24 protein-coding genes are annotated in these 24892 nt (G+C 72.1%); 17 read left to right on the top strand and 7 right to left on the bottom strand.

Translation table 11 applies throughout. The annotated features are described in order from the left end of the window. Nucleotides 1–144: 144 nt before the first annotated feature. The 9 genes from ACFY1J_RS12740 (at nt 145) to sigJ (ending at nt 10031) form a co-directional block, all read left to right on the top strand. The gene (locus ACFY1J_RS12740) at nt 145–1662 is read left to right on the top strand and encodes a sugar ABC transporter ATP-binding protein (protein WP_390705802.1); all 1518 of its coding nucleotides are present in this window, start codon (nt 145–147) and stop codon (nt 1660–1662) included. Beyond that, nucleotides 1659–2699, top strand: coding sequence for an ABC transporter permease (locus ACFY1J_RS12735; protein ID WP_390705803.1), 1041 nt, complete (start codon nt 1659–1661; stop codon nt 2697–2699). The genes ACFY1J_RS12740 and ACFY1J_RS12735 overlap by 4 nt, the downstream gene beginning before the upstream one ends. Beyond that, nucleotides 2692–3681, top strand: a complete 990-nt coding sequence (locus tag ACFY1J_RS12730; RefSeq protein WP_390705804.1) for an ABC transporter permease — start codon at nt 2692–2694, stop codon at nt 3679–3681. The genes ACFY1J_RS12735 and ACFY1J_RS12730 overlap by 8 nt, the downstream gene beginning before the upstream one ends. A 30-nt stretch (nt 3682–3711) precedes the next feature. After that, on the top strand, nt 3712–4794 hold the full coding sequence (gene rhaS / locus ACFY1J_RS12725) for a rhamnose ABC transporter substrate-binding protein (RefSeq protein WP_390705805.1): 1083 nt from the start codon (nt 3712–3714) through the stop codon (nt 4792–4794). Between the two features lie 31 nt (nt 4795–4825). Beyond that, nucleotides 4826–5146, top strand: coding sequence for an L-rhamnose mutarotase (locus ACFY1J_RS12720; protein WP_390705806.1), 321 nt, complete (start codon nt 4826–4828; stop codon nt 5144–5146). Between the two features lie 17 nt (nt 5147–5163). Next, nucleotides 5164–6507, top strand: a complete 1344-nt coding sequence (locus tag ACFY1J_RS12715; protein WP_390705807.1) for a BNR repeat-containing protein — start codon at nt 5164–5166, stop codon at nt 6505–6507. Nucleotides 6508–6585: 78 nt separating this feature from the next. After that, nucleotides 6586–7611, top strand: a complete 1026-nt coding sequence (locus ACFY1J_RS12710) for a LacI family DNA-binding transcriptional regulator (RefSeq protein ID WP_390731200.1) — start codon at nt 6586–6588, stop codon at nt 7609–7611. Between the two features lie 97 nt (nt 7612–7708). After that, complete coding sequence (locus tag ACFY1J_RS12705; protein WP_390705809.1) at nt 7709–9010, top strand: alpha/beta fold hydrolase; 1302 nt, start codon at nt 7709–7711, stop codon at nt 9008–9010. A gap of 127 nt (nt 9011–9137) precedes the next feature. Continuing rightward, complete coding sequence (sigJ, locus tag ACFY1J_RS12700; protein ID WP_390706243.1) at nt 9138–10031, top strand: RNA polymerase sigma factor SigJ; 894 nt, start codon at nt 9138–9140, stop codon at nt 10029–10031. A 3-nt stretch (nt 10032–10034) separates the two neighbouring features. On the opposite strand, the gene ACFY1J_RS12695 is transcribed toward sigJ, so the two are convergent. Further along, complete coding sequence (locus tag ACFY1J_RS12695) at nt 10035–10235, bottom strand: DUF5999 family protein (protein WP_390705810.1); 201 nt, start codon at nt 10233–10235, stop codon at nt 10035–10037. A 187-nt stretch (nt 10236–10422) separates the two neighbouring features. On the opposite strand from ACFY1J_RS12695, the gene ACFY1J_RS12690 reads away from it, so the two are divergent. After that, on the top strand, nt 10423–11253 hold the full coding sequence (locus tag ACFY1J_RS12690) for a pentapeptide repeat-containing protein (protein WP_390705811.1): 831 nt from the start codon (nt 10423–10425) through the stop codon (nt 11251–11253). On the opposite strand, the gene ACFY1J_RS12685 is transcribed toward ACFY1J_RS12690, so the two are convergent. Further along, entirely contained in the window at nt 11215–12750 is a 1536-nt protein-coding gene (locus tag ACFY1J_RS12685) for a cytochrome P450 (protein WP_390705812.1), read from the bottom strand. The two genes, ACFY1J_RS12690 and ACFY1J_RS12685, sit on opposite strands and share 39 nt — an antisense overlap. 118 nt (nt 12751–12868) lie before the next feature. On the opposite strand from ACFY1J_RS12685, the gene ACFY1J_RS12680 reads away from it, so the two are divergent. Both ACFY1J_RS12680 and ACFY1J_RS12675 read left to right on the top strand, forming a co-directional pair. After that, a complete protein-coding gene (locus tag ACFY1J_RS12680; RefSeq protein WP_390705813.1) occupies nt 12869–13474 on the top strand; it encodes a TetR/AcrR family transcriptional regulator in 606 nt (201 codons plus the stop codon). Nucleotides 13475–13558: 84 nt separating this feature from the next. Further along, nucleotides 13559–14284, top strand: coding sequence for a DUF2470 domain-containing protein (locus ACFY1J_RS12675; protein ID WP_390731199.1), 726 nt, complete (start codon nt 13559–13561; stop codon nt 14282–14284). Here the strand turns inward: ACFY1J_RS12675 and ACFY1J_RS12670 are convergent. The 3 genes from ACFY1J_RS12670 to ACFY1J_RS12660 all read right to left on the bottom strand — a co-directional run bounded on the left by ACFY1J_RS12670 (nt 14252) and on the right by ACFY1J_RS12660 (nt 17981). After that, nucleotides 14252–15496 carry a lactonase family protein gene (locus ACFY1J_RS12670; protein ID WP_390731198.1) on the bottom strand — a complete coding sequence of 415 codons (1245 nt, stop codon included), beginning with the start codon at nt 15494–15496 and terminating at the stop codon, nt 14252–14254. The genes ACFY1J_RS12675 and ACFY1J_RS12670 overlap by 33 nt on opposite strands. 132 nt (nt 15497–15628) lie before the next feature. Continuing rightward, nucleotides 15629–16693, bottom strand: coding sequence for a hypothetical protein (locus ACFY1J_RS12665; RefSeq protein ID WP_390705816.1), 1065 nt, complete (start codon nt 16691–16693; stop codon nt 15629–15631). 34 nt (nt 16694–16727) lie between these two features. Then, a complete protein-coding gene (locus tag ACFY1J_RS12660; RefSeq protein ID WP_390705817.1) occupies nt 16728–17981 on the bottom strand; it encodes an aromatic acid exporter family protein in 1254 nt (417 codons plus the stop codon). A gap of 191 nt (nt 17982–18172) precedes the next feature. On the opposite strand from ACFY1J_RS12660, the gene ACFY1J_RS12655 reads away from it, so the two are divergent. The 4 genes from ACFY1J_RS12655 (at nt 18173) to ACFY1J_RS12640 (ending at nt 22209) form a co-directional block, all read left to right on the top strand. Next, the gene (locus tag ACFY1J_RS12655) at nt 18173–19153 is read left to right on the top strand and encodes a phosphotransferase family protein (RefSeq protein ID WP_390705818.1); all 981 of its coding nucleotides are present in this window, start codon (nt 18173–18175) and stop codon (nt 19151–19153) included. A 91-nt stretch (nt 19154–19244) separates the two neighbouring features. Next, nucleotides 19245–20534: an ROK family protein gene (locus tag ACFY1J_RS12650; protein ID WP_390705819.1), complete on the top strand. Its 1290-nt coding sequence runs from the start codon at nt 19245–19247 to the stop codon at nt 20532–20534. A gap of 467 nt (nt 20535–21001) precedes the next feature. Then, nucleotides 21002–21223 (top strand): hypothetical protein, encoded by a 222-nt coding sequence (locus ACFY1J_RS12645; protein ID WP_390705820.1) that lies wholly within the window; start codon nt 21002–21004, stop codon nt 21221–21223. 119 nt (nt 21224–21342) lie between these two features. Then, the gene (locus ACFY1J_RS12640; protein ID WP_390731197.1) at nt 21343–22209 is read left to right on the top strand and encodes an alpha/beta fold hydrolase; all 867 of its coding nucleotides are present in this window, start codon (nt 21343–21345) and stop codon (nt 22207–22209) included. Here ACFY1J_RS12640 and ACFY1J_RS12635 read toward each other — a convergent pair. Both ACFY1J_RS12635 and ACFY1J_RS12630 read right to left on the bottom strand, forming a co-directional pair. Then, the gene (locus tag ACFY1J_RS12635) at nt 22206–23171 is read right to left on the bottom strand and encodes an SDR family NAD(P)-dependent oxidoreductase (protein WP_390705822.1); all 966 of its coding nucleotides are present in this window, start codon (nt 23169–23171) and stop codon (nt 22206–22208) included. The genes ACFY1J_RS12640 and ACFY1J_RS12635 overlap by 4 nt on opposite strands. Nucleotides 23172–23472: 301 nt before the next feature. Next, nucleotides 23473–24504 (bottom strand): PHP domain-containing protein, encoded by a 1032-nt coding sequence (locus ACFY1J_RS12630; protein ID WP_390705823.1) that lies wholly within the window; start codon nt 24502–24504, stop codon nt 23473–23475. A 125-nt stretch (nt 24505–24629) separates the two neighbouring features. Between ACFY1J_RS12630 and ACFY1J_RS12625 the strand changes: the two genes are divergently transcribed. Next, complete coding sequence (locus tag ACFY1J_RS12625; RefSeq protein ID WP_390705824.1) at nt 24630–24878, top strand: hypothetical protein; 249 nt, start codon at nt 24630–24632, stop codon at nt 24876–24878. Nucleotides 24879–24892 lie beyond the last annotated feature (14 nt).

Raw genomic sequence — 24892 nt, 5'->3', positions numbered from 1 at the left:
TCGTCCGCGACCTTCGGCTATCGAAATATTTTCGACAGGACCCATTGACGCGACATGGCTGCCGTGCCTAACGTCCCGGCCATCCAGTTGAAACCTTTCACGGCGTGGTGGGGGCCGTCCCGCCCGCGTCGTCGAGGAGCTCCCATGACCCACGCGTCCGACACGGGACCGCCCCCGGTGCTGGCGCTGAAGGACGTCTCCAAGTCCTTCGGCGCCGTACGCGCCCTGCGGGACGTTTCCCTGGAGCTGTTTCCCGGCGAGGTGCACGCCCTCGCCGGTGAGAACGGTGCGGGCAAGTCGACCCTCATCAAGACCCTCGCGGGGGTGCACCGACCGGACGCCGGTCACGTGCTGCTCGACGGCCGGCCCGTCGTCCTGCACGGCCCCGGCGACGCCCGCGACGCCGGAATCGCCGTCATCTACCAGGAGCCCACGCTCTTCCCCGACCTGTCGATCGCCGAGAACATCTTCATGGGCCGTCAGCCCCGGCGCACCCTCGGCCGCATCGACCACAAGGCCACCCACGCGGCGACCGCCGCCCTGATGAAGCGGCTCGGCGTCGAACTCGACCCCGAACGGCCCGCCCGCGGTCTGTCCATCGCCGACCAGCAGATCGTCGAGATCGCCAAGGCGCTCTCCTTCGACGCCCGGGTCCTGATCATGGACGAGCCCACGGCCGCCCTGACCGGCAGCGAGGTCTCCCGGCTCTTCGGCGTCGTACGCACCCTGCGCGAACAGGGTGCCGCGGTGCTGTTCATCTCGCACCGGCTGGAGGAGATCTTCCGGATCTGCCGGCGTGTCACCACGCTCCGGGACGGCGCCCTGATCGCCGGCGAGCTCCTCGCCGGCATGACCGAGGAGGACCTGGTCCGCCGTATGGTCGGCCGCGACCTCGACGAGCTCTACCCGAAGCAGGACGTCGTGCCGGGTGAAGTCGCGCTGAGCGTACGGCGGCTGACTCGCGAGGGTGTCTTCACCGACGTCTCCTTCGAGGTGCGGCACGGCGAGATCGTAGGCCTCGCCGGGCTGGTCGGTGCGGGGCGCACCGAGGTGGCCCGGGCCGTGTTCGGCGTCGACCGGTGGGACGCGGGGGAGGTCGAGGTCCGGGGCAGGAAGCTGACCAACGGCGCCCCCTCCACCGCGATGGGCGCCGGGCTCGCCCTCGTCCCCGAGGACCGGCGCGCCCAGGGCCTGGTGATGGACATGTCCATCGAGCGGAACATCGGTCTGACCGGACTCCGTACGACCGTGAAGGCCGGGCTGATGGACCGGGGCGCCGAACGCAGTCGCTCCCTCGACTGGGCGGTCAGGCTCCGGGTGAAGTACGCCCGGATCGCCGACGCCGTCTCCACGCTCTCCGGCGGCAACCAGCAGAAGGTCGTCCTCGCCAAGTGGCTGGCCACCGGCCCGAAGGTGCTGATCGTCGACGAGCCCACCCGCGGTATCGACGTCGGCACGAAGGCAGAGGTGCACCGGCTGCTCAGCGAGCTGGCCGCCGACGGGGTGGCCGTCCTGATGATCTCCTCCGACCTGCCCGAGATCCTCGGCATGGCCGACCGCGTGCTCGTGATGCACGAGGGCCGGATCACCGCCGAGATCCCGCGCGCCGAAGCCACCGAGGAAACCGTGATGGCCGCAGCCACCGGGAGGGCCGCCGCATGACGGTGACCGCCCCGAACGAGACACCGCTCGCCGAGGTGCCCGAATCCAGCGGCACCCGGCTGGTCGACCGGGTCTTCAAGATGCGCGAACTCGCCATTGTGGTCGTCTTCCTGGTGATGATCGCCGTCACCCAGGCGGGCAACAGCGAGTTCCTGTCCGAGCAGGGCATCAAGGACCTGCTGCTCAACGCGACCATCCTGGTGCTGGTCGCCACCGGCCAGTCCCTGGTGGTGATCTCGCGGAACGTCGATCTGTCGGTCGGCTCGACCCTCGGCATCAGCGCCTTCGCCGCCGGCACTTATCTGCAAGGCGGCGGGAACGCGGTCGTCGCCGTCGCCCTGGCGGTCCTGCTCGGCATCGGCTTCGGGCTGCTCAACGGCCTGCTGGTCAGCCTCGGTCAGGTGCCCGCGCTCGTCGTCACGCTCGGCACGCTGTACATCGTCCGCGGCATCGACTCCATCTGGGTCGGCTCCCGGCAGATCACCGCGGCCGATCTCCCGGGCGGATTCGTCGACTTCGGCTCGGGCGGCATCTCGGCGGTGCCCTGGCTCGCCCTGATCGCCCTGGCGGTGCTGGTCGCCACCGCCTACTACCTCAAGCACTTCGGCAGCGGACGCGAGCTGTACGCGCTCGGCTCCAACCCCGAGGCCGCCCGGCTCGCCGGCATCCCCGTGCGCAAGCGGATCCTGACCGCGTACACCTTCTGCGGCGGCCTGGCCGGGCTCGCGGGAGCCATGTACCTCGCCCGCTTCGGCAACGTCGACTCCGGCACCGGCAACGGCTACGAACTCACCGTGGTCAGCGCGGTCGTGGTCGGCGGCATCGCCTTCACCGGCGGCTCCGGCAGCGTGTACGGCGCGGCCCTCGGCGCGCTGCTGCTCACCTCTGTCAACAGCGTGCTGCCCGCCCTCGGTGTCAGCTCCGTCTGGGTGCTCGCCATCAACGGCATCCTGCTCCTCCTCGCCATCGCGGTCGACCGCGTCGTCGCACTGCGGGTGGCCCGGGCCCTGAAGAAGAGGAACGCCCGCCATGCCTGACTCCCTGACGCGCGCGATCCGTTGGGACACCGTCGTCGGCGCGCTCCTGATCGCCCTCCTGCTGCTGTCGTTCTCCTTCGTGGACGGCTTCGGCAATGCCCTCAACCTGTCCTTCCTGATCGGCAACACGCTCCCGATCGCGCTGATCGCCCTGCCGATGACTTTGCTCGTGGTCGCGGGCGAGATCGACCTCTCCGTCGCGTCCACCGCCGGTCTGTCCGGGGCCGTGCTGGGCAAGCTCTGGAACGAGGGCATGGCCATCGAGACGATCATCCCGCTGTGCCTGCTCCTCGGCGTGGCATGCGGCCTGGTCAACGGTCTGCTCGTGACCCGCCTCGGGCTGCCGTCCCTCGCCGTCACCATCGGCACCCTCGCCGCCTACCGGGGCATCGCACAGATCGTGCTCGGCTCGGACGCGGTGACCGACTTCCCCACGCAGTACCTGGACTTCGCGGCCGGACGCATCGGGAACAGCTTCGTGCCCCAGGCCTTCCCGCTCTTCCTGGTGCTGCTCGCGATCGCCGTGGTCGTGCTGCACGCCACCCCCTTCGGCCGGTCGCTGTTCGCGGTCGGCGCGAGCGAGGAGGCGGCCCGGTTCGCGGGCATCCGCGTCAAGCGCCACAAGCTGATCCTGTTCACCGCCACCGGTTTCATGGCCTCCCTCACCGGCGTCTTCTGGGCGCTGCACTACGCCAGCGCCCGCTACGACAACGCCACCGGACTCGAACTCTCCGTCGTCGCGGCCGTGTTGCTCGGCGGCATCGACTTCGACGGCGGCAGGGGCACGCTCGGCGGCGCGATCGCGGGAGTCTTCCTGCTCGGCGCGCTGCAGAACGTGATGAGCCTGCTGAATGTCTCCGCCCAGTCGCAGATCGTCGTCACCGGCGTGCTGCTGGTCGTCTCCGTGCTCGGACCTCGGGTCGTTCGCCGGATCTCCGTGGCGAGGGCGGGCCGTAGAGCCACCTCGACTCCGATCTCGTAACCCCGCTCACCCTCGTAAAGGACCTTCCTCATGCGCAAGTCATCCCTCCGCCGTGCCTGCGCGGCCCTCGCCGCCGTCTCCTCCCTCGCCCTCGCCGCCACCGCCTGCGGCGGCACCACCAAGAACGACGTCAAGAACGAGAGCACCGGCTCGGCCGCCTCGGCCGGCAAGGCGGACCCGGGCGCCGCCCTCAAGAAGGGCCTCACCGTCGGCTTCCTGCCCAAGCAGGTCAACAACCCGTACTTCACCTCCGCCGACAAGGGCGGCGAGCAGGCCCTGACCGAACTGGGCTCGAAGTACAAGGAGGTCGGCCCGTCCAGCGCCACCGACACCGCCGGCCAGGTGAGTTACGTCAACACGCTCACCCAGCAGCAGGTGAACGCGATGGCCGTCTCCGCGCAGGACCCGGGCGCCCTGTGCACCGCGCTCAAGCAGGCCATGGAGAACGGCATCAAGGTCGTCACCTACGACTCCGACACCAACCCCGAGTGCCGCAACGCCTTCGTCTCGCAGGCCGGCGCGGAGGACCTGGGCCGTACCGAAGTACAGCTGCTCGCCGAACAGATCGGCTACAAGGGCGAGATCGCGATCCTGTCGGCCGCGCAGACCGCGACGAACCAGAACACCTGGATCGGCTATATGAAGGACGAGCTGAAGGACCCCAAGTACAAGAACGTCAAGCTGGTCAAGATCGCCTACGGCAACGACGACGCCCAGCAGTCCTTCCAGCAGACCCAGGGTCTCCTCCAGGAGCACCCGAACCTGAAGGGGATCATCTCCCCGACCACGGTCGGCATCAAGGCCGCCGCCCAGTACCTGTCCGGCTCCAAGTACAAGGGCAAGGTCAAGCTCACCGGCCTCGGCACCCCCAACGACATGCGCAAGTACATCAAGAACGGCACCGTCGACGCCTTCGAGCTGTGGGACCCGGCCAGGCTCGGCGACCTGGCCGCCCGTACCGCCGTCGCCCTGGTGTCCGGACAGATCACCGGCAAGGAGGGCGAGACCTTCGAGGCCGGCTCCACGTCGTACACCATCGGCAAGGACGGCGTGATCACCCTCGGCAAGCCGACGGTCTTCGACAGCAGGAACATCGACCAGTTCAACTTCTGACGATCGGATTCCGGCGATCCAAGGGGTGTTGATGCAGCGCGTGTGCTTCCTGCTGAAGGTCCGGGCGGAGCGTCTCGACGAGTACCGCGAGCGGCACGCCGCCGTCTGGCCGGAGGTGCTCGACGCGCTCTCCGCCACCGGCTGGCACAACTACTCGCTCTTCCTGCGCGAGGACGGCCTGCTCGTCGGCTATCTGGAGACCGAGGACTTCGCGGCCGCGCGGGCCGGCATGGCGGCCACCGAGGTCAACGCCCGCTGGCAGGCGGATATGGCGCCGTTCTTCGAGTCGCTGGACGGCGCCGGACCCGACGAAGCCATGAAGCCCCTCACCGAAGTCTTCCACCTCGCCTGAACCGGAGGGTTCCGCTCATGACAGGACGCCCCTCGGCCGTCATGCAGGGCATCAGCCAACTGGACGCCCAGGCCGTCTACTTCGTGTCCTACGACGGCCTGGTCAACAACAACTCCTTCCAGAAGAACGGCCTGCTCACCCACGGGAGTCATCAGTACGCCGCCTGGTACACCGCCACCCGCCACGCCGTGGTGGCCCGCCGGGTCCTCGGCGGCTCCGGCTGGTCGACCGTCACGCTTCCCCACACCCTCAAGAGCGACGACTCCCACAATGTGATCTCCATGGGCGTCTCGCGCTCAGACGGCCGGCTGCACCTCGTCATGGACGCGCACAGCGACGGCTTCTGCTACGTCAAGTCGGTCGTCGGACTCCTCGACGACCCCGCGTCCGCCTCCTGGAACCCGTCCGTCTTCGGTGCCGTACGGACGACACTCGACGGGCTCGCCCTCACGTCGCGGTTCACCTACCCCCAGTTCGTCACCACGCCCGAGGGCAGGTTGCAGCTCAGCTACCGCGTCGGCATCTCCGGCGACGGCCGCAACGCGCTCGCCGAGTACGACGGCTCGGCCTGGACCGCGCTGGGGGAGTGGAGCAGCTCCACCGGCACCTACACCAGCGCGCACGGCTCCAGCGGCGCCCGCAACATGTATCTGCACGGCCTCGACTACGACGCGGCCGGCCGACTGCACGCCTTCTTCACCTGGCGTGAGCAGAACACCGCCGTGACGGGCTCCGGCGGGGGGCTCACCAATCACGACACCGGCTATGTCCACTCCACCGACCGCGGCCGTACCTGGCGCACCGACGCGGGCACCCCGGTGGGCACCACGGGTACCCCGGACACCGTCGCGGTCACCGACTCCGGCCTGGTCGTCGACTCCCTCGGCCCCGACCACGCCCTGATGAACCAGGAGAGCCAGGCCGTCGACTCCACCGGCCTGCCGCACGCGATCATCAGCCATGTCCCCGGCCGCTTCGGCCCGTGCACCACGGACTACGTCGCCGACCGCACGGCGAACGGCCGGGCCTTCCACGTCCGCAAGGACTCCTCCGGCACCTGGCGGAAGACCGAGATCCCCGTCGTGCCGGACTCCAGCCAGCGCACCAAACTGGTCCTGGACCGCTACGACAACGCCTATGCGATCTTCCCCTACGGCCGGATCGCGGGTGCCTCGAAGTCCTCCGGGTACACGGACTGGGCGCCGCTGTACGACGGCAGTGACCTGAACGCGTTCGGGGAGGTCGTGATCGACGAGACACGGGTCGCGGCGGACAACGTGCTGTCGTTCATGTACCAGGAGAAGTCGGTCGGCACGACCCCCTCGGCACTTCATGTCGTGGACTTCGCACTCCCTGCCTGACCGGTCCGTTCCGGGCAGCGGTGACGGTAATGTGAAGGCCTCCCCGCCGCCCCTCGTTCACCAGGAGGTCCCTGCCCGATGGCCCAGTCGGTGGGTATCAAGGACGTCGCCCGCGCCGCCGGAGTGTCGGTGGGCACGGTCTCGAACGTCATCAACCGTCCGGACTCCGTCGCCAGCGAGACCCGGGCGCGTGTGCAGTCGGCGATCGACCGGCTCGGCTACGTCCGCAGCGAGTCCGCGCGCCAGCTGCGCGCGGGCCGCAGCCGGATCATGGGCCTGCTCGTCCTCGACATGGGCAACCCGTTCTTCGTCGACGTGGCGCGCGGCGCCGAGCGGACGGCGCGGGAGGCCGGGCTCGGCGTGATGGTCTGCAACAGCGCGCAGAACGCGGGCGAGGAGGCCGAGTATCTGTCGCTCTTCGCCGAGCAGCGGGTGCGCGGGGTGCTGCTCACGCCGGCCGACGCGACAGGGCGCAACATCGAGTCGTTCCGCCGGCACGGCATCCCGTTCGTGCTGGTCGACCGGGTCTCCGAGGGCACCACGGAGTGCTCGGTCTCCGTCGACGACGTGGCGGGCGGCGCCCTGGCCGTGGGCCACCTGGTCGACGCCGGGCACCGCTCCATCGCGTACGTCAGCGGACCGCCCGGACTGAACCAGGTCCGCGACCGCCGCACCGGCGCCCTGAACGCGCTCGCGGAGGCCGGGCTCGGTCCGCAGGCCCTGCGCGAGCTGCCCACCGAGCGCCTCGATGTCGCGGCCGGCCGGGACGCCGGCGCCCGGCTCCTCGGTCTCGCCGAGCGCCCGACCGCCGTCTTCTGCGCCAACGACCTGCTCGCCCTCGGCGTCCTGCAGGCCATGTACGCGGCCGGGGTCACCGTGCCCGACGACCTCGCCATCGTCGGCTACGACGACATCGAGTTCGCGGCCGCGGCCGCCGTCCCGCTCACCTCGGTACGGCAGCCCGCGGTCACCATGGGCGCCCTGGCCGCCGAGCTCCTGCTGGAGGAGACCGAGACGCAGAACGGGCCGGGCGCGCACGAGCACCGGCGGGTGGTGCTCCAGCCGGAGCTCGTGGTGCGCCGCTCCAGTCTCGCCGCCCGCTGATCTCCGGTTCAGTAAGAATCCATGATCCCGGGGGTCGGACGCCGGACGGACATGTGTTGAACTGGGACGCGACCATCCGTCCGTCCCGGGAGACCTGTTGAGCCTCAGCTACCGCCAGCCCGGCGTCGTCCTCACCGACCGCCGCTTCACCGTGCCCCTGGACCACGCCGACCCGCGGGGCGAGACGATCGAGCTCTACGCCCGTGAGGTCGTCGCCAGTGACAAGGTGCGGCAGGACCTGCCGTGGCTGGTCTATCTCCAGGGCGGTCCCGGCTATGGGGCGAACCGTTTCATCGGGCGGCAGGCCTGGCTCGACCGCGCCCTGGAGGAGTACCGCGTCCTGCTCCTCGACCAGCGCGGCACCGGCCACTCCACACCCGCCAACCGTCAGACCCTCCCGCTGCGCGGCGGCCCCGCCGAGCAGGCCGACTACCTCGCCCACTTCCGCGCCGATTCGATCGTCCGCGACTGCGAGCTGATCCGCGCCCGGCTCACCGGCGGCGCTCCCTGGACCGTCCTCGGCCAGAGCTTCGGCGGCTTCTGCACGGTCAGCTATCTGTCCCTGGCCCCGGAGGGCCTGGCCACCGCCGTGATCACCGGCGGCCTGCCCTCCCTCGACGCCCACGCCGACGACGTGTACCGGGCCGCCTACCCCCGCATCGAGCGCAAGGTCACCGCGCACTACGCCCGCTACCCGCAGGACGTCGAGCGCGCCCGCCGGATCGCCGACCACCTGCTGACCCACGACGTCGTGCTGCCGAACGGCTACCCGCTCACGGTCGAGGCCTTCCAGTCCCTCGGCCTCATGCTCGGCGCGAGCGACGGCAGCCACCGGCTCCACTACCTGCTGGAGAACGCCTTCGTCCGCACCCCGCACGGCACCGAGTTGTCCGACGCCTTCCAGGAAGAGGCCCAGGGCCTCCTCTCCTACGCGGACCATCCGCTCTTCGCCCTCCTCCACGAGCCGATCTACGCCCAGGACACCCGCCCCACCGCCTGGGCCGCCGAACGGATCCGCGCCGAGTTCCCGCAGTTCGACGCCCCCAAGGCCCTTGCCGGCGACGCACCGGTGCTGTTCACCGGCGAGAACATCTACCCCTGGATGTTCGACAGCGACCCGGCCCTGCGCCCCCTGCGCGACACGGCCGACGCGCTGGCCGCCCGCACCGACTGGCAGCCCCTGTACGACCCGGCCCGCCTCGCCGCCAACGAGGTCCCTCTCGCCGCGGCCGTCTACCACGACGACATGTACGTCGACACCGCCCACTCCCTGCGGACCGCCCGCGCGATCCGTGGGCTGCGCACCTGGGTGACCGACGAGTTCGAGCACGACGGCCTGCGGGCCGGCGCGCCGCGCGTCCTGGACCGGCTGCTCGCGCTGACCCGTGACGAGGCCTGAGCCCGGACTCAAAAGCGGTTGCGGGCACGGGAGATCGGCATAGTCTGCGCCCATGACCGAGCCGAAGATCAGTCGGCTTCAGCCCATGCCTGCAGCGGGCGAGCGCGGCCAACCGAACGGGGACGGAATGAACGACGAGGAACTCCTGGCCGACCGCTTCGAGGAACACCGCGGGCATCTGCGCGCGGTGGCCTACCGGATGCTGGGTTCGCTCGCGGAGGCCGAGGACGCGGTCCAGGAGGCCTGGTTCAGACTCGGCCGCACCGACCCGGACGAGATCAGGAATCTCGGCGGCTGGCTGACCACCGTGGTCGGGCGGGTCTGCCTCGACCTGCTGCGCTCGCGCGGCGCCCGCCGCGAGGAGCCGATGGACGACACGTTCGTCCCGGACCCGGTGATCCGGCCGCTGTCGCAGATCGACCCCGAGCAGGAGGTGCTCCAGGCCGACTCGGTCGGCGTGGCCCTCCTGGTCGTCCTGGAGACGCTGGAACCCGCCGAGCGCCTGGCGTTCGTCCTGCACGACATGTTCGCGGTGCCGTTCGACGACATCGCGCCCGTCGTGGAACGCACCTCGGCCGCGACCCGGCAGCTGGCCAGCCGGGCCCGTCGCCGGGTCCAGGGCGCCACCCCGCCGGCCGATCCGGACCTCGGGCGGCAGCGCGAGGTGGTCGAGGCCTTCCTCGCCGCCTCCCGCGGCGGCGACTTCGAGGCGCTCGTCGCCGTGCTCCACCCGGACGTGGTCCTGCGCGCCGACGCGGGCGCCCTGGTGCGCGGTGCGGCCGCGTCCAAGGTCGTGCACGGGGCCAGGGCGGTGGCCGAACAGGCGGCCATGTTCTCGCAGTTCGCCGGATTCGCCCGGCTCGCACTGGTCAACGGCTCCCTGGGACTCGTCACCGCGCCGGAGGGCAAGCCGATGGCGGTCGCGTCCCTCACCGTCGCCGACGGGAAGATCACCGGGATGTACATCCTGGCCGACCCCGACCGACTCGCCCGGCTCGAACTGCCCGCACTCAAGGAGTGAGGCTCAGGCGGCCACGACCAGTGGGCCGAGGGCACGGTGCGGGTCCACGGCCCGTCCGTCGGGGAGGAGTTCGCCGGTGTCGTCGAAGACGATGGTGCCGTTGCACAGCAGGCTCCAGCCCTGCTCGGGGTGGGCCGACACGATGACGGCCGCGTGGTGGTCGGGCAGGTCGGCGGTGGGGCACGGGGGCTGGTGGCTGCACATGGTCCGTCTCCTCGGTTCGGTCGGCTCCTGCCTGTGCGGGGTGCTCCTTCTGTGTTAGCCGAGCTTGTTTTCCGTTGTATGAGAAGACCCCCACAGGGCCGGAAACTCATCGGTGAGTTTCCGTTCCCCGCGGGGGAGTCGGGCCTGCGCGGGCAGGGGTGGTTCCGCAGGTCAGTAGGCTGGGCGTATGTCAGACGAGATAGCCGGCCGGCCCGAACTGCGTGGCGACTGCGCGCGTTGCTTCGGGCTGTGCTGTGTCGCCCTGCCCTTCGCCGCCTCGGCGGACTTCGCGGTCGACAAGCCCGCCGGGAAGCCCTGCCGGAACCTCCAGGACGACCACGGGTGCGGCATTCATGCCGACCTGAGAAAGAAGGGCTTCGCCGGCTGCACGGTCTACGACTGCTTCGGCGCCGGTCAGCAGGTCTCGCAGGTCGTCTTCGGCGGACAGGACTGGCGTGGCGGTTCCAAGGAGCACGCCCGCCAGATGTTCGACGTGTTCCCCGTCGTACGGCAGCTCCATGAACTCCTCTGGTATCTCACCGAGGCGCTGGGCCTGCCCGCGGCCCGCCCCGTCCACGCCGAGCTGCGCGCGGCCCTGGAGAAGACCGAGCGGCTCACCGGGCAGGGCCCCGGGGAACTGGCCGTGTTCGACGTGGCCGCCCACCGGCAGGAGGTGAACGTCCTGCTGCTGCGCACCAGCGAACTGGTGCGGGCGGGCGTCCGCGGCAAGAAGAAGGACCGTCGGGGCGCCGACCTCATGGGCGCCCGGCTCAAGGGGGCCGACCTGCGCGGCGCCGGCCTGCGCGGTGCCTACCTCATCGCGGCCGACCTCACCGGCGCCGATCTGCGCTGCGCGGACCTGATCGGCGCCGACCTGCGCGACGCCGATCTCACGGACGCCGATCTGACCGGCGCGTTCTTCCTGACCCAGCCGCAGCTCAACGCGGCCCGGGGAAGCGCCGGGACCCGACTGCCGAAGTCAGTCGCCCATCCCGTGCACTGGGCAGCGCGGCTCTGACGCCGGGGCCTCGGGGACGGTCACCGGCGCGGCCGGCGCGGGCGCCGGGCGGCGCTCCAGACGCAGTCGCAGCCCCTCCGGCATCAGCGTCAGCCGCTCGATGACCCGCAGCCGGTAGTCCGGGTCGGACACGAGGTCGTAGCGGCGCAGCAGCAGACCGAGGACCAGGGTCGCCTCGTGCAGCGCGAACTGCCGGCCGATGCAGGCCCGCGCCCCGGTGCCGAACGGTTTGAAGGTGTGCGGCGCACGCCCGCGTACGGCCTTCGCGTCGAACCGGTCCGGATCGAACTCCTCGGCATCCGCGCCCCACACCTCGGGATCGCGGTGCAGCATCGGTGTCAGCACCAGTGCCCACGCGCCCCGCCGCATCGGATGCTCCCCGGCCAGCACCGTGTCCTGCCGTGCCTCACGGGCGTAGGCGGGCGCGGTCGGCCACAGCCGCAGCGATTCGTCGAGCACCCGGCGCACATACCGCAACTTGGCGACCTGGTCGTATCCGGGCGCCGGGGTGTCGCCCCAGACCCGGTCCACCTCGGCGCGGGCCCGGGCGGCGACGTCGGGGTGCCGGGAGAGGTAGTGCAGGGCGAAGGACAGCGCGCCGGAGGTGGTCTCGTGCCCGGCCACCAGGAAGGTGATCACCTGGCGCCGGACGTTCTCCGGCGACAGCCGCTCCCCGCTCTCCGGATGCGCGGTGTCGAGCATCCGGTCGAGCAGGTCCCCGTCCCCGCTGCCGGATCGGCGCCGGGCCCGTACGAGATCGTCGACGGTGCGGTTGAGGTAGGCGATGTCGGCGGCGTTGTGCCGGCCGGCCCGCCGCAGCAGCAGCCGGACCAGCGGCGCGGGCACGGTGTTCAGCCGCTGGGCGTAGGTGAGCGTGCCCACCATCGCGGTCACGAAGGGATGCAGCCGGTCACGCTCGAACGACCCGAAGTCGTGCCCGAAGCCGGTGCGGGCGATCGTCTCGAGGGTCAGCTTGGTCATGTCGCCGGGCACGTCCACGGCGCGGCCCGCGGCCAGCTCCCGGTCCCAGTGGTCGGTCAGCCGCCCGGCCACGGCCAGCATCATGGGGTGGTAGCCCTCCATGGCCTCGCGGCTGAAGGCGGGGGCCAGGACGTCGTGCGCCAGCTGCCAGTTGGGCTCGTGGTTGTACGCCGTGAACAGCCCGTCCCCGGCGACCGGGCGGAGATTGGCGACCCCGAGGCCCACATGCTTGGCGAACCGCGACTCGTCCGAGATGTCGGCCGTGAGGCGGGCGCCCCACACGAACACGAACTCCTTGCCGAAGGCCTTGCGCCGGAAGACCGGGCCCAGCTCACGGGCGTAACGCAGCGAATCCTGCACGGGAGTGCGCCGGTCGACACCTAGCACATCGCCCAGCAGCGGGACCCGGCGCGGCGGATGCGGAATGCGGTGCAGCTCGGGCCAGCCCTGCTCGGCGCCGCGGAAGCCCCTGGGCAGTGCTTCCCCGGCCGTCGTCGACATGTCCGTCTCCGCCATGACGCGATCTCCCTTGAGCCAGCGGCAGGTTGAGCTGCGGTGCCCGTGTTGTACGTGGGTTCAATAGCGGGTTTCAGTCTGGTCCCCTTGTTGAACCTGCGTCAAGTAAAGTGCGGACATGGCCGCGAACCGGGGCGAGCGCACCCGCCGCAGACTCAGCACCGGGGAGCGCCGGGAGCAGCTCCTGTCGGTCGGGGCCAGACTGTTCTCCGAGAGCCCCTACGACGACGTGTGGATCGAGCAGGTCGCCGAGATCGCCGGGGTCTCCCGGGGGCTGCTGTACCACTACTTCCCGACGAAACGGGACTTCTTCGCGGCGGTCGTCGAGCGCGAGAGCGAGCGGATGCTGCGCATGACGGCGGCGGTGCCCGGGGTGCCGGTGCGCGAGCAGCTCACCGCCGGTCTCGACACCTATCTGCAGTACGTCGAGGCGCACGCCCACGGCTACCGGGCCTTCCATCGCGCCGACGCGGCCGGCGACCAGGCGGTACGGCGGGTCTATCAGCGGGCTCTGGCCGCCCAGGAGCAACAGATCCTGGCGGCCCTGTCCGCGGACCCGGAGTTCGGGCCGCTGTTCGAGGCGCGCCCCGAGGTGCGGCTCGCGGTCCGCGGCTGGCTGGCCTTCACCACGGCCGTGTGCCTGGAGTGGCTGCGGGGCTCGGACCTGACCCGGGACCAGGTCCGGGATCTGTGCGCACGGGCGCTGCTGGGAGTCATCGCCTGACGGTGCGGGCCCGAGCGGCCCGGTTGGCGTGCACCCCGATCTTCGGTAGGTTAGGCAAGGCTTACCTAATAAGGAGGTTTCGGGATGGGTGACAGCCAGGCCTGGACGGCCGCGCCCGGGGCGGCACAGCAGGCGCGTTCGGTGCTCGCCGCCGCGTGGTCCTGCGCGGTGACCGCGGAGGGCGGCCGTCAGGAGTTCGTCGGCGCGCACACGGTGACCGTGGACGGCCGGGTGATCCTGCACGTCCCCGAGGACAGCGCCCTGCTCGCGGCCGCGATCTGCGCACCACGCGGGGAGCCCTCGGCCGTGCTGGAGTGCGCCGACGTCGCGCCCGTCCCGGTGCGCAGCCGGATCCGCGCACGGCTCTGGCTCGCCGGCTGGTTCGCCGTCGAGGACGGCCGGCTCGCCTTCCGGCCCACCCGGGTCGTCCTGCGCAGGCCCTCCGGCTCCGTGGTCGTCGGCCTCGACGAGTTCACCGCCGCCGCGCCCGACCCGCTGGCCACCGCCGAGGCCCAGCTGCTGACCCACCTCGCCGACGCCCATCCGGACGCCGTCGAACGCCTCACCCGCCTGGTCGAGCCCGACAGTCTGCACGCGGCGGTCCGCGTCCAGCCCCTGGCCGTGGACCGGCACGGGCTGACCCTGCGCATCGAGCGCGCCCGCACCCACGGCGACGTGCGCCTGCCGTTCCACGCGCCCGCCGATGACGTGGGGCAGCTGAGCGAACGCATGCACACCCTGCTGGCGCAGGCGAGCGCGGCCTCCTGCCCCCGCTCGCTACAGCGGCAGCGCGCAGACGGCGACCGATGAGGAGAACGGCTCGCCCGCGAGCCGCAGTTCACCGCTGTCCGTGTCCACATGGAAGACGCTGACCGTGCCGGAGCGCTGGTTCGCCGCGAACAGCAGCCGTCCGTCCGGCGAGAAGGCGATCTGCCGCGGGAAGTCGCCGGACACCGGCACGGTGTCGAGCAACCGGAGCCGGGCCCCGTCCGCCTCGACGGCGTAGCGCGTGAGGCTGTTGTGACCGCGGTTGGCGAGGTAGGCGTACGAGCCCTTCGCGGTCACCAGGATCTGCGCCGGGTAGCTGGTGCCCCCGCCGGTGCCCGTGGACTGCGCCTCGCCGATCGTCAGGCGGCCGGTGCCCGGGTCATAGCCACACACCGCGACCGTGTTGTCCACCTCGTTGGCCAGATAGGCGTACCGGCCGCCCGGGTGGAAGGTGAGGTGGCGCGGGCCCGCGCCCGGCCGTGTCCCGGCCCGGGCGACCTCGGTGAGCGTGCCCTTCGCCGGATCGAGACGGTAGCTGTAGACGGTGTCGGTGCCCAGGTCGACGGCGAGGACATGACCTTCGTCGGGGCTGGTGGCGAACTGGTGCGCGTGGGGCCCCTGTTGCCCGGGACCGGGCGCCGGGCTGGAGTGCGTGACCACCTCGGTGTGCTCCCCGAGGGCGCCCGAGGAGTCGATCGGGTGCACGGCCACGCTGCCCGACCCGTAGTTGGCGCTCAGCAGCCACCGCCCGGAAGGGTGGACGGACAGATGACAGGGCGCCGCGCCGCCGGTGCTCCGGCTGCCGAGGATCCGCCGGTCGGCCAGGCGGACCGCGGTCACGCCCCCGTCCGTGCGCTCGTTCACCGCGTACAGGGTGCGGCCGTTCGGATGCACGGCGAGATACGACGGGTCGGCGACGCCGGCGAGCGTGCCGGCGCCGGTGATCGCACCCGTCGCCGGGTCGTACGTGGCCAGCCCGATGCCGGTGCCGCCGCCCTGTGCCGAGGTGTAGGTGCCCAGGTAGAGGGGGTGCGGGCGGGACGGTGTCCGGGTGGCCTCGGCGGGCGCCGATTGCCGTGCCTCCGGCGCGCCCGTCCGAGAAGCGTCGGACGCGCCGGTCCCGGGAGTCTCGGGTGCGCTCGCCCGCGGAGCCGCCGGTGCCGGGACGGCGACCACCACCGCGGTTCCCGCCAGGGCCCCGACGAACCGGCGCCGGCTCCAGCCGCCGCCCGCCGCTTGCGCACCACTGTCCATGCCCGCACCCTCAGGTCGTCGGCTGCCTCGGTCGTGACAGCCACCTTGGCGTGGACCCGCGGTCGAACGCAAGAACGGCAATCAGCGTTGCGCAGGGTGCAATGAGAGGCAGGGTGCAATGAGACCCGGTGTCTACCACTCGCCGTCCTCCACCGGCTCGCCCGGCGCGTCCTTCAGCGGCTTCACCTGGCCGGGGGTGGGCTCCTGCCAGGGCTCCAGATCGTCCCCGAGCCAGTCGCCGACCGGCTTGACCGCGCCGAGGGCATCCGTGGGGGCGAGGTCCTCGCCGTCCTGGTCGTAGTAGTCGTACCAGGGGAGTCCCGCGCGGGTGTACGCCGCCCGGTCGACCGGCGACGGCGGCGGAGCCTCGCCCGTGATGCGGCGCCACTCGGGCGGCGTCACCAGATGCACGAACACCCGCCCGGCCGGCTTCTCGGCCCACTCCTTGAGCTTCCGGTCGTCCTGGTAGACCTCCTGGCGCATCGAACCTCCGACGCCGAGCCCCATGACGGCGGCCATGGGAGAACGCGGCGCGCCCACGGGCGCCGGTACCGCGCCGGGGGCGGGCGGTGCGCCGGGCGCCGGCGCGGACATGGGCATGGCGGTGCCGTATCCGCCGACCGCCGTGGCCCTGCTCAGCCGCTCCCGGCGGATCCGCTCCTGCCTGCGCCACTCGGCGAGCGGCTCGTCCCGCAGCGGGAACGACTGCAGCTGGACACCGCCCCACACCTCCTCGCCCGTGACCTGCCCCTCCACCGTCGCACCCAGCCCGAGCGGCACGGCCACGAACTGGCGGACCGTGCCCTTCCCGGAGTTGATGCCGTCCAGCCAGGGCTGCCGGGGCAGTACGACATAGTTCTGCGGCCTGCGGGACAGCCGGTCGCTCCACCGCTTGCCGGACACGGCGCACACCTTGCCGACCCCGACCTGCAGCGCGGCCGGTTCCGTCGTGCCCGCGAAACTCAGCCACATCGCCTCGCGCAGATACACCGGCAGCATCACGCCGCCCCGGGCCCGCCACTGCGCCGGCACCGTGTCCGGGAAGTCGGCCACCCGCCGGACGGGAAACTCGCCCAGGCCCGGCGGCAGCGGATGCGTACCCGTCTCGGGCAGCCGCAGCGTGCGCACGAACCTCACCGCCACACCGCCCGGCAGCCGCAGCGTGTTCCCGTCGATCCGTACGGCCGTGTCACTCATCCGCGTGTCCCCCTTCGATGACCCAGGTGTCCCGTCAGCGAGAACGCCCGTCGGCACCCGGCCGGTTCCGGCGCAGCTTCTCGGGTACGCCCACCCGCTCCCGCAGCCAGGTCAGACGGGGCAGCTTTGCGCGCTGCTCACCGGAGACACGGTCCAGTTCCTCCAGCAGACGGCGTGAGCGGTGCTCGGTGTCGAGTTCGTCGATCATCCGGTTCACCTCGGTCAGGACGGCGCCGTGCAACTGCCAGTGCCGGCTGTCGCGCTCGACCTCGTCCCGCAGCAGCAGGGCCAGCTTGTCGCGGGTGGCCGCCGCCGCGTGCAGCTCCGCGCTCAGCCGCGCCTCCGCCGCGTCCGCGTTGCGGCTGAGGTCGGTGGTGACCAGCACCGCGAAGCTGACCACGGCGTCGCCGATCTCGGACAGCAGTTCCTCGACGGTCGCGCCCGCCTCCGACGCGAACAGCGGCTCGGGGTCGCGGGCCTTGGTCAGATCGGTGAAGGTGCGGGCCAGCACCCGCATCACGACCGTGCAGATCTCCAGCGTGTCCAGGCCGGTCCGCAGCACCACCCGGCGCAGCAGGCCCTCCTTGACGCGCGGATTGAGCCGCAGACTGTCCTCGGCCTGCCGCAGGGCCGCGTCCACCTCGACGATGTCGTGGTCGAGCCGGCGCGCCTCGTGCAGCCGGGCCGCCGCCACCTCCACCGGAGTGCGGCCGGCGGCCTCCTCGCCCATCCGCAGCATCAGCTGCCGCACCCGCCGCGCCAGGCCCTCGATCGACTCCCCGGCCTCGTCCACCCACACCGGGGGTGGCAGCAGCAGATTGCAGGCCATGCCCACTGCCGCCCCGATCAGTGTCTCCACCACCCGGGCCCACGCCGTGTTCCCGACGGTCGTGACCCCGAGCACCAGCATGGCGCTGATGGCCACCTCGGGCACGTACTCGTCGACGCGCACCAGATGGCCCACGGCCAGCGAGGCCACGATCAGCAGCGCGAGACTCCACCAGGTCAGCCCCACCAGCAGGCTGAAGGCGATGGCGACGAGAACGCCCGCCACCACCGAGTTCACCCGGCGGATGCCGTTCTTGAGCGTGGCGTACAGGGTCACCTGGACGACCAGCAGGGCGGTCAGGGGCGCGGTGAGCGGCGCGGGCTCGGGGCTCAGCCGCAGCGCGAGGACATACGCGATCGTCGCCGCGGCGGCCGAGCGCAGCGCCTGTACGACCACGGGGTCCCGGTGACGCCTCAGGAGCCGCGCCGCCCCCGCCGTCCACTTCCGTTCCTCTTGCATCCCTTGGCCTGTTCCCGTTCGCTGGAGGCGTCGAACGTACCGGACGCGGAAGAAAAAGCCCCTGCTCCGAGGGCCGTATCCTTCCGTCGGCGAGCGTCGGCGAGCGTCGGCGACGGTCGGCCGCCCGGCCCGCCGTGAGGCCTTCCGTACCCTGTACCGATACGTCGAGCGACGGGAGGGGCGGGCGCACGATGGCGGACTTCTGGGAACGGGCCGGGCGGATCCTGGACGAGGCACGCATCCCTCCCGAGCGGCTCGCCGGAGTGCGCCCGCTGGGCGGTGGCACGTACAACTCCGTGACGGAACTGCGGCTCACCGACGGCAGCCGTTACGTGCTGAAGATCGCGCCGACCGCACCCGGTCTGCGGTACGAGTCCCGGCTCCTCGTCTCCGAGGCGGAGTTCTGCCGCGCCGCCGGCGAGGCCGGCGTACCGGCACCGCGCGCGGTGTCCTTCGGCGCCGACGGCGACGCACCCCATCTGCTGATGACCGCCTGCCCAGGCGAACCCTGGGACGGCACGGTGACGGAGGCCGAACGGGTCCTACTACGAAGGGAGTTGGGCCGTCGGACGGCCCGGCTGCACCAGGTTGCCGGGCCCGGCGGCTTCGGTTGTCCGTCCGGTGCGCTGGGCCCGCTCGCCCCGGACTGGCGGACCGCGTTCACCGGGATGCTCGACGCCGTGCTCGACGACGCCCGCCGCTACGGGGCCTGGCTGCCCCGCCCGGCCGACGCGGTGGCCCGTACCACCCGGGCCGCGTACGAAGCACTCGACGAGGTCGCCGTCCCGCGCGCCGTCCACTTCGACCTGTGGGACGGCAACATCCTGGTCGACCGCACGGCGGGGGAGGCCCGCATCGGCGGACTGATCGACGGCGAGCGCATGTTCTGGGGCGATCCGCTCGCCGACTTCGTCTCCCTCGCGCTGCTCGGGGACATCAGGAAGGACGAGGCGTTCCTGGCCGGCCACCGGGAGGCCGGGGGCCGCGCCGAGTTCGACACCGCGGCCCGCCTCCGCCTCGCCCTCTACCGCGCCCACCTCTACCTGATCATGCTCGTCGAGACGATTCCGCGGGCCTTGGGGGAGGAGCACGACCGCCGGCTGCGCAAGGCGGTGGCCCCGGAGCTGGTCGCCGCGCTGGACGAGATCGGCGAGTTCACCCGGCCCGCTTAGCTCATAGCGTGAACTAAGGGTTGGACGAATGTCGCGCCGAGCCCACAAGCAGAGGTATGTTGCAGGTCGGGCAGGGTTCGAAGGGAGCCACATGGCGGGGCGGAACGGGCGCACGGTACGCGACCTCAGGCGGGGCAACCGCACGGCCGTGCTGCAACGGCTGTACTTCGACGGGCCGCTCAGCCGCTTCGAACTCGGTCCGGCGACCGGCCTGAGCTCCGGCTCGGTGAGCAACGTCGTCGCGGATCTGATCGCCGACGGACTGGTCGAGGAGGCCGGCAGCGTCGACTCCGACGGCGGCCGCCCCCGCACCCTGCTGCGGGTCGCTCCGCACAGCGGGCACATGATCGGCGTGGACGTCGGCGAGACCCGGGTCCGCGTCGAGCTGTTCGACCTCACCCTCACCGAACTCGCCCGCGTCGAACGGCCGTTGGAGCCGCAGCGGTACGACGTCGAGGTCGTCGTCGGCCATATCCGCGACGGCGTCACCGAGGTCCTCGCCGAGGCCGGAACCGATCCCGAACGGCTGCTCGGCGTCGGCGTCGGCGTCCCCGGCATCGTCGAGCACACCGCGGACCGGGGTGCCGTCGTGCATGGGCAGACGATCGGCTGGGACGCCGTACCGCTGGAGGAGCTGCTCCGCTCCGGCTCCCAACTGCCCGGCACTGTCCCGTACTTCATCGACAACGGCGCCAAGACCCTCGGCCAGGCGGAGATGTGGTTCGGCGCGGGCCGCGGCGCCCGCAACGCGGTCGTGGTGCTCTTCGGCTCCGGCGTCGGCGCCTGCCTCGTCACCCCCGAGGTGGAGCACGGGCGGGCCGTCGAGTGGGGGCATCTGACGGTACGGGTCCGGGGGCGGCGCTGCCGCTGCGGCGCGCTCGGCTGTCTGGAGGCCTACGCGGGCGCCGAGTCCCTGCTCGAACGATGGGAGGAGGAGGGCGGGCGGCCGCCGGAGGGCACCGACGAGGAGACCGCGCTCACCGCGATGCTGGCCGCCGCGTATCCGCCCGAGGGCACGGCCGAGGATCCGGTGGCGCTCGCCGTCCTCGAAGAGACCGCCGAGTATCTCGGGGCCGGCCTCTCGGACCTGATCAACCTGTTCCAGCCCGAGCGGATCCTGATCGGCGGCTGGGCCGGACTCCAGCTCGGCGCCCGCTTCCTGCCCGCCGTGCGCCGCCACGCGACCACGTACGCGCTGCGTCACCCGGCCGAGAAGGTGACCATCGACCTGGGCCGCCTCGGCCCCGACGCGGTCACCGTCGGCGCGGCGATCCTGCCCCTGGCCGACTTCTTCGCCCGCGGCGGCCACCGCGCACAGCCGGCGACCGAGGACCGCCTCCCGGCCTGGCGAGCGGCACTCCAGGAACGGGCGCCGCACTGACCCTCCGGGGGAGGAGCCGGTTCGGGCCGGCCATCGCGCCCGGTCTGCCGGCCGCCGAGGTCCCGTGGACCGGGACGGGTGCCGTACCGGGGCCGTGACCGGGCAGTCCGGCTGGGCCGCGCGTACGGATCGCCCCGCAGGCGGGCACACCGGCCGCCCCGAGCACCCCCATCAGGCCGCCGACGTGGTGGCCCGGGCCGTCGGGCTCGCCGACGCGTGCCGGGCCGTCGGCGCACGGGTCATGCCGGTGCGGACGGAGACCTCGCCCGACGTCGCCGACGAGGTTCCCGGCCGCACCGAGGCCGCGCGCCGCGCCGCGGATCGGGCCCGTCCGTACGGCCCGGGGCCCAACGCCGAGCGGCCGGACGGACGCGACGGCGTGACCCTGATCCCGGCTCCCCGCACGTTTGGCAGCCCGCCCACGCGGTACTCGCGTACCGCTCGAACCGACGCGAGGGGAGTGTGTCGTGGCCGACCGCCGCCACCGCGGGGCCGTTCCGCGTGACATGCAGGACCAGCAGACCCGCACCGGGGAGGACCCGTGGGAGGCCGCCCCGAAGGAGCCGACCGGCGACCGCGCCGGGGAGGACGTTCCCGACACCGACGAGGCGGGTACGGGGCGGCGGGGCGCACCGCGCTCGGGGGCGGTGCACCCCGAGCACCCCGTACCGGACGAGCCCACCGACTGAACTCCGCGTCGGGGCCCGCCCCTTGACCTCCGAGGTAATCGACCCCCGCCGCCCCTCCCGCGAGCATGGACGACGTACCCAGTCAACCGCTCGACCAGCGGATTCCAGGAGGACGTCCCATGCCGTACTTCGACAGCCCCGCCGACGGCACGCGCCTGCACTACGTCGACTACGGCCCGGCCGACGGCCCGGTCGCCGTGTTCGTCAACAGCGCCTACCTCGGGACCGAGATGTGGGAGCAGCAGATGCTGCCGCTGGCGCGGGAGGGCCACCGCTGCGTCGGTCTGGACCGGCGCGGGCACGGGCGGTCCGACGACGTGTGGGACGGCTACGACCTCGACACCCTCGCCGACGACCTGCACGCGCTCCTGGGCCGGCTGGATCTGCGCGCGGTGACCCTGATCGGCCACTCGCTGGGCTCCGCGGAGATCGTGCGCTGTCTGACCCGGCACGGCGCCGGGCGGGTGGCCCGCGTCGCCCTCGTCTCCGGCATCGCACCCGGCGTGGTGCGCTCGGCCGGCAACCCGGACGGCTGGGACCCGGAGGTCATGCGCGCCGGGACCGAGACCTTCCTGCGGGACCGGGCGGCCTTCTTCAACGACCCCGACGCGGTACGGGACTTCTTCGCCCTCGGCCGGCCCGGCGTCGACCTGTCGCCCGCCCACGTCCGCCATCTCAAGGACCGCTGCATGGTCGCCACGGCCCGGGCGTCGAGCGCCGTCCAGGAGACGATCGCCACCGTGGACGTCGCTCCCGAACTGGCCGAGCTCGACCTGCCGGTGCTGGTCCTGCACGGTTCGCTCGACGTCTCCGCGCCCCTGGAAACGACCGGCCGGCGCAGCGCGGCGCTCGCGCCCGGCGCCACGCTCAAGGTCTACGAGAACGCGGGCCACGGACTGTTCGCCACGCACGCCGGCCGACTCACCGCGGATCTCCGGGAGTTCATGGCCGTGGCAAAGGCGGCCCGACCGGTGAAGACGGCCTAGCCGGCGAAGGCGTTGACCCTCGTCAGCTCCGCCGACAGCGCCCACAGGCGGGCCGCCTGCTCCGGATCCGTCGCCCAGTCCTTCACACCGCTCCGCTCCCCGTCCGCGGGGGCGGGCTCGGCGATGTCGCAGTCCTCCAGGTACACCCCGCCCATGCCGTCCAGCTGGGGCGAGGTGGCCGCCCACACCTGGGTGGCCGCACCCTGCTGCGGGGTCTTGAAGCCCTCGGGGTTCAGTACGTTGCCCTGCTCGTCGATCCAGCCGCGCTCGACCATCTCCGCACGGGGCAGATGCCGCTGCAGCGGGGTGATGATGCCGCCCGGGTGCAGCGAGAAGGCCCGCACGCCGAAGTCCCGGCCCAGCTTGTCGAGGTGCACGGCGAACAGGACGTTCGCGGTCTTCGCCTGGCCGTACGCCTCCCACTTGTCGTAGCCCCGGCGCCAGTTGATGTCGTCCCAGCGGATGCCGGAGAAGTGGTGGCCGCGGGAGGAGACGGAGACGACCCGGGCGCCGCCGGGCGCGATGGCCGGCCACAGCCGGTTGACCAGGGCGAAGTGCCCGAGGTGGTTGGTCGCGAACTGCGCTTCCCAGCCGGGCCCGACCCGGGTCTCCGGACAGGCCATGATCCCGGCGTTGTCGATCATGAAGTCGACCTGGCGCCCGGAGGCCAGAAAGCGCTCGGCGAAGTCGCGCACGCTGTCCAGGTCACCGAGGTCGAGCTCGTCCAGCTCGACACCGTCGATCCCCGCGAGCGCCTCTCGCGCCGTGTCCGGGCGCCGCGCCGGTACGACGACGTGGGCGCCCGCACCGGTGAGCGCGCGGGTGGTCTCCAGACCGAGGCCCGAGTAGCCGCCGGTGACGATCGCGATGCGTCCGGACAGATCGATGCCCCGCAGGACGTCCTCGGCAGTGCTGTCGGCGCCGAAACCCGAACCGATCTTGTGCTGTGCAGTAGTGCTCATGTCCGGAACGCTACGAATTGGAGTGCGCTCCAAGTCAACTCGAAGTCGACTCAAGTCACGCGGAACGAGCGGGCGTGAGCCGCGCGGGCCGCAGACAGCGGAAAGCCCCGACCGCGACGGGGGAATCACGGTCGGGGCGGCTGAACGGCGGGCACGGACGGCGGTCGCCTCTCGGCGATGAAAGGCTCCACAGGGCTTCAGCGAGGCCCGGGAGCACTGTCCCATCCGCACCCACGGCTGGTTCAACGGGCAACCACCCTTGGGTGTTCCAGCGGGCCGGCCGGTTCGGCGGTGATCTGCGTCACTGCGCCCGCGCCGGCACCCGGCCCTCCCGGGTCCAGGCCAGCAGCTCCGGGGCGGACCACGTGGTCACCACCCGCTCGGCGGGCACCCCGCACTCCTCGGCCCGGGCACAGCCGTGGATCTGCCAGTCCAGCTGGCCGGGTGCGTGCGCGTCGGTGTCGATCGAGAACAGGACACCCGCGTCGACGGCCCGCCGCAGCAGCCGCAGCGGAGGGTCGAGCCGCTCCGGACGACTGTTGATCTCCACGGCCGTGCCCGACTCGGCGCAGGCGGCGAACACCGCGTCCGCGTCGAACTCCGACTCCGGCCGTCCCCGCCCCGTGATCAGCCGCCCCGTGCAGTGCCCCAGGATGTCCGAGAGCGGATTGCGTACGGCGGCCAGCATGCGGCGGGTCATCGAGCGGGTGTCCATCCGCAACTTGGAGTGCACGGACACCACGACCACGTCGAGCCGCTGCAGCAGGTCCGGCTCCTGGTCCAGCGAGCCGTCGTCCAGGATGTCGCACTCGATGCCGGTGAGCAGCCGGAACGGCGCCCAGGTGGCGTTCAGCCCCGCCACCACCTCCAGCTGCTCGCGCAGCCGCTCGGGCGACAGCCCACGGGCGACGGTCAGCCGCGGGGAGTGGTCGGTCAGCGCCGCCCACTCGTGTCCCAGGCGTGCCGCGGTGCGCCCCATCTCCTCGATCGGGCTGCCCCCGTCCGACCAGTCGGAGTGCAGATGGCAGTCCCCGCGCAACCGCTCCCGCAGCCGCTCCCCGCCCTGGACGAGCGGGCCCCCGGCCGCCTCCTCCAGCCCGCGCAGATACTCGGGCACCTGCCCGGCCACGGCCTCGCGCACCACCTGCGCGGTCTTCGGGCCGACGCCCTTGAGCGACTCCAGCGTCCCGGCGGCCGCGCGCTTTGCCACCTCCCCCTCGGGCAGCGCCGCGAGCACCCCGGCGGCGGTGCGGAAGGCACGTACCCGGTACGTCGGTGCCAGGGACCGCTCCAGCAGGAAGGCGATCCGGTCCAGAGCCTCGACGGGATCCATCGCCACCTCCACCTCCAGGGTTCCCCAGCGCCGACGGGGCCGCACGACGGAGGGCGGGAGCCGGTCCGCCCCTGATCAGTGACGTGCGTCACTCGCTCTCGCCGGTTGCGTTCTACGCTCTATGCATGACCGAAATAGGAGCCCCGCACATCTCCCACCCGCGCGTGATGGTGCTTGGGGTGATGACCGGCAAGCCGGGCACCCCGCCCTTCCGCATCGTGGAGATCGACGGTCAGGTCGTCGGTGAGGCGCACGCCATCACCGACGTCCTGGAAACCGCCGCGGCCTTCGGTATCACCGTCCACGACCTGGACGACCCGGAGGTGGTCCGCTGGGTGGGCGGCGACAAGTTCACCTGGGTGCCGCGCCGCTAGGCGCTGTCCCGGCA

Origin of the sequence: Streptomyces sp. NPDC001406 (genome assembly GCF_042895285.1) — a bacterium.
In the GTDB taxonomy this organism is placed as follows: domain Bacteria; phylum Actinomycetota; class Actinomycetes; order Streptomycetales; family Streptomycetaceae; genus Streptomyces.
This window is presented reverse-complemented; position numbering and strand designations above follow the sequence as displayed.

Excerpts from the sequence above, each read along its gene's own strand:
- ACFY1J_RS12735 (WP_390705803.1), top strand. The coding sequence starts at position 1,659 with ATGACGGTGACCGCCCCGAACGAGACACCGCTCGCCGAGGTGCCCGAA.
- ACFY1J_RS12720 (WP_390705806.1), top strand. The coding sequence starts at position 4,826 with ATGCAGCGCGTGTGCTTCCTGCTGAAGGTCCGGGCGGAGCGTCTCGAC.
- ACFY1J_RS12650 (WP_390705819.1), top strand. The coding sequence starts at position 19,245 with ATGGCGGGGCGGAACGGGCGCACGGTACGCGACCTCAGGCGGGGCAAC.
- sigJ (WP_390706243.1), top strand. The coding sequence starts at position 9,138 with ATGAACGACGAGGAACTCCTGGCCGACCGCTTCGAGGAACACCGCGGG.
- ACFY1J_RS12690 (WP_390705811.1), top strand. The coding sequence starts at position 10,423 with ATGTCAGACGAGATAGCCGGCCGGCCCGAACTGCGTGGCGACTGCGCG.
- ACFY1J_RS12715 (WP_390705807.1), top strand. The coding sequence starts at position 5,164 with ATGACAGGACGCCCCTCGGCCGTCATGCAGGGCATCAGCCAACTGGAC.
- ACFY1J_RS12710 (WP_390731200.1), top strand. The coding sequence starts at position 6,586 with ATGGCCCAGTCGGTGGGTATCAAGGACGTCGCCCGCGCCGCCGGAGTG.
- ACFY1J_RS12685 (WP_390705812.1), bottom strand. The coding sequence starts at position 12,750 with ATGGCGGAGACGGACATGTCGACGACGGCCGGGGAAGCACTGCCCAGG.
- ACFY1J_RS12660 (WP_390705817.1), bottom strand. The coding sequence starts at position 17,981 with ATGCAAGAGGAACGGAAGTGGACGGCGGGGGCGGCGCGGCTCCTGAGG.
- ACFY1J_RS12635 (WP_390705822.1), bottom strand. The coding sequence starts at position 23,171 with ATGAGCACTACTGCACAGCACAAGATCGGTTCGGGTTTCGGCGCCGAC.
- ACFY1J_RS12680 (WP_390705813.1), top strand. The coding sequence starts at position 12,869 with ATGGCCGCGAACCGGGGCGAGCGCACCCGCCGCAGACTCAGCACCGGG.
- ACFY1J_RS12670 (WP_390731198.1), bottom strand. The coding sequence starts at position 15,496 with ATGGACAGTGGTGCGCAAGCGGCGGGCGGCGGCTGGAGCCGGCGCCGG.
- ACFY1J_RS12675 (WP_390731199.1), top strand. The coding sequence starts at position 13,559 with ATGGGTGACAGCCAGGCCTGGACGGCCGCGCCCGGGGCGGCACAGCAG.
- ACFY1J_RS12730 (WP_390705804.1), top strand. The coding sequence starts at position 2,692 with ATGCCTGACTCCCTGACGCGCGCGATCCGTTGGGACACCGTCGTCGGC.
- ACFY1J_RS12655 (WP_390705818.1), top strand. The coding sequence starts at position 18,173 with ATGGCGGACTTCTGGGAACGGGCCGGGCGGATCCTGGACGAGGCACGC.
- ACFY1J_RS12740 (WP_390705802.1), top strand. The coding sequence starts at position 145 with ATGACCCACGCGTCCGACACGGGACCGCCCCCGGTGCTGGCGCTGAAG.
- rhaS (WP_390705805.1), top strand. The coding sequence starts at position 3,712 with ATGCGCAAGTCATCCCTCCGCCGTGCCTGCGCGGCCCTCGCCGCCGTC.
- ACFY1J_RS12665 (WP_390705816.1), bottom strand. The coding sequence starts at position 16,693 with ATGAGTGACACGGCCGTACGGATCGACGGGAACACGCTGCGGCTGCCG.
- ACFY1J_RS12640 (WP_390731197.1), top strand. The coding sequence starts at position 21,343 with ATGCCGTACTTCGACAGCCCCGCCGACGGCACGCGCCTGCACTACGTC.
- ACFY1J_RS12625 (WP_390705824.1), top strand. The coding sequence starts at position 24,630 with ATGACCGAAATAGGAGCCCCGCACATCTCCCACCCGCGCGTGATGGTG.
- ACFY1J_RS12695 (WP_390705810.1), bottom strand. The coding sequence starts at position 10,235 with ATGTGCAGCCACCAGCCCCCGTGCCCCACCGCCGACCTGCCCGACCAC.
- ACFY1J_RS12630 (WP_390705823.1), bottom strand. The coding sequence starts at position 24,504 with ATGGATCCCGTCGAGGCTCTGGACCGGATCGCCTTCCTGCTGGAGCGG.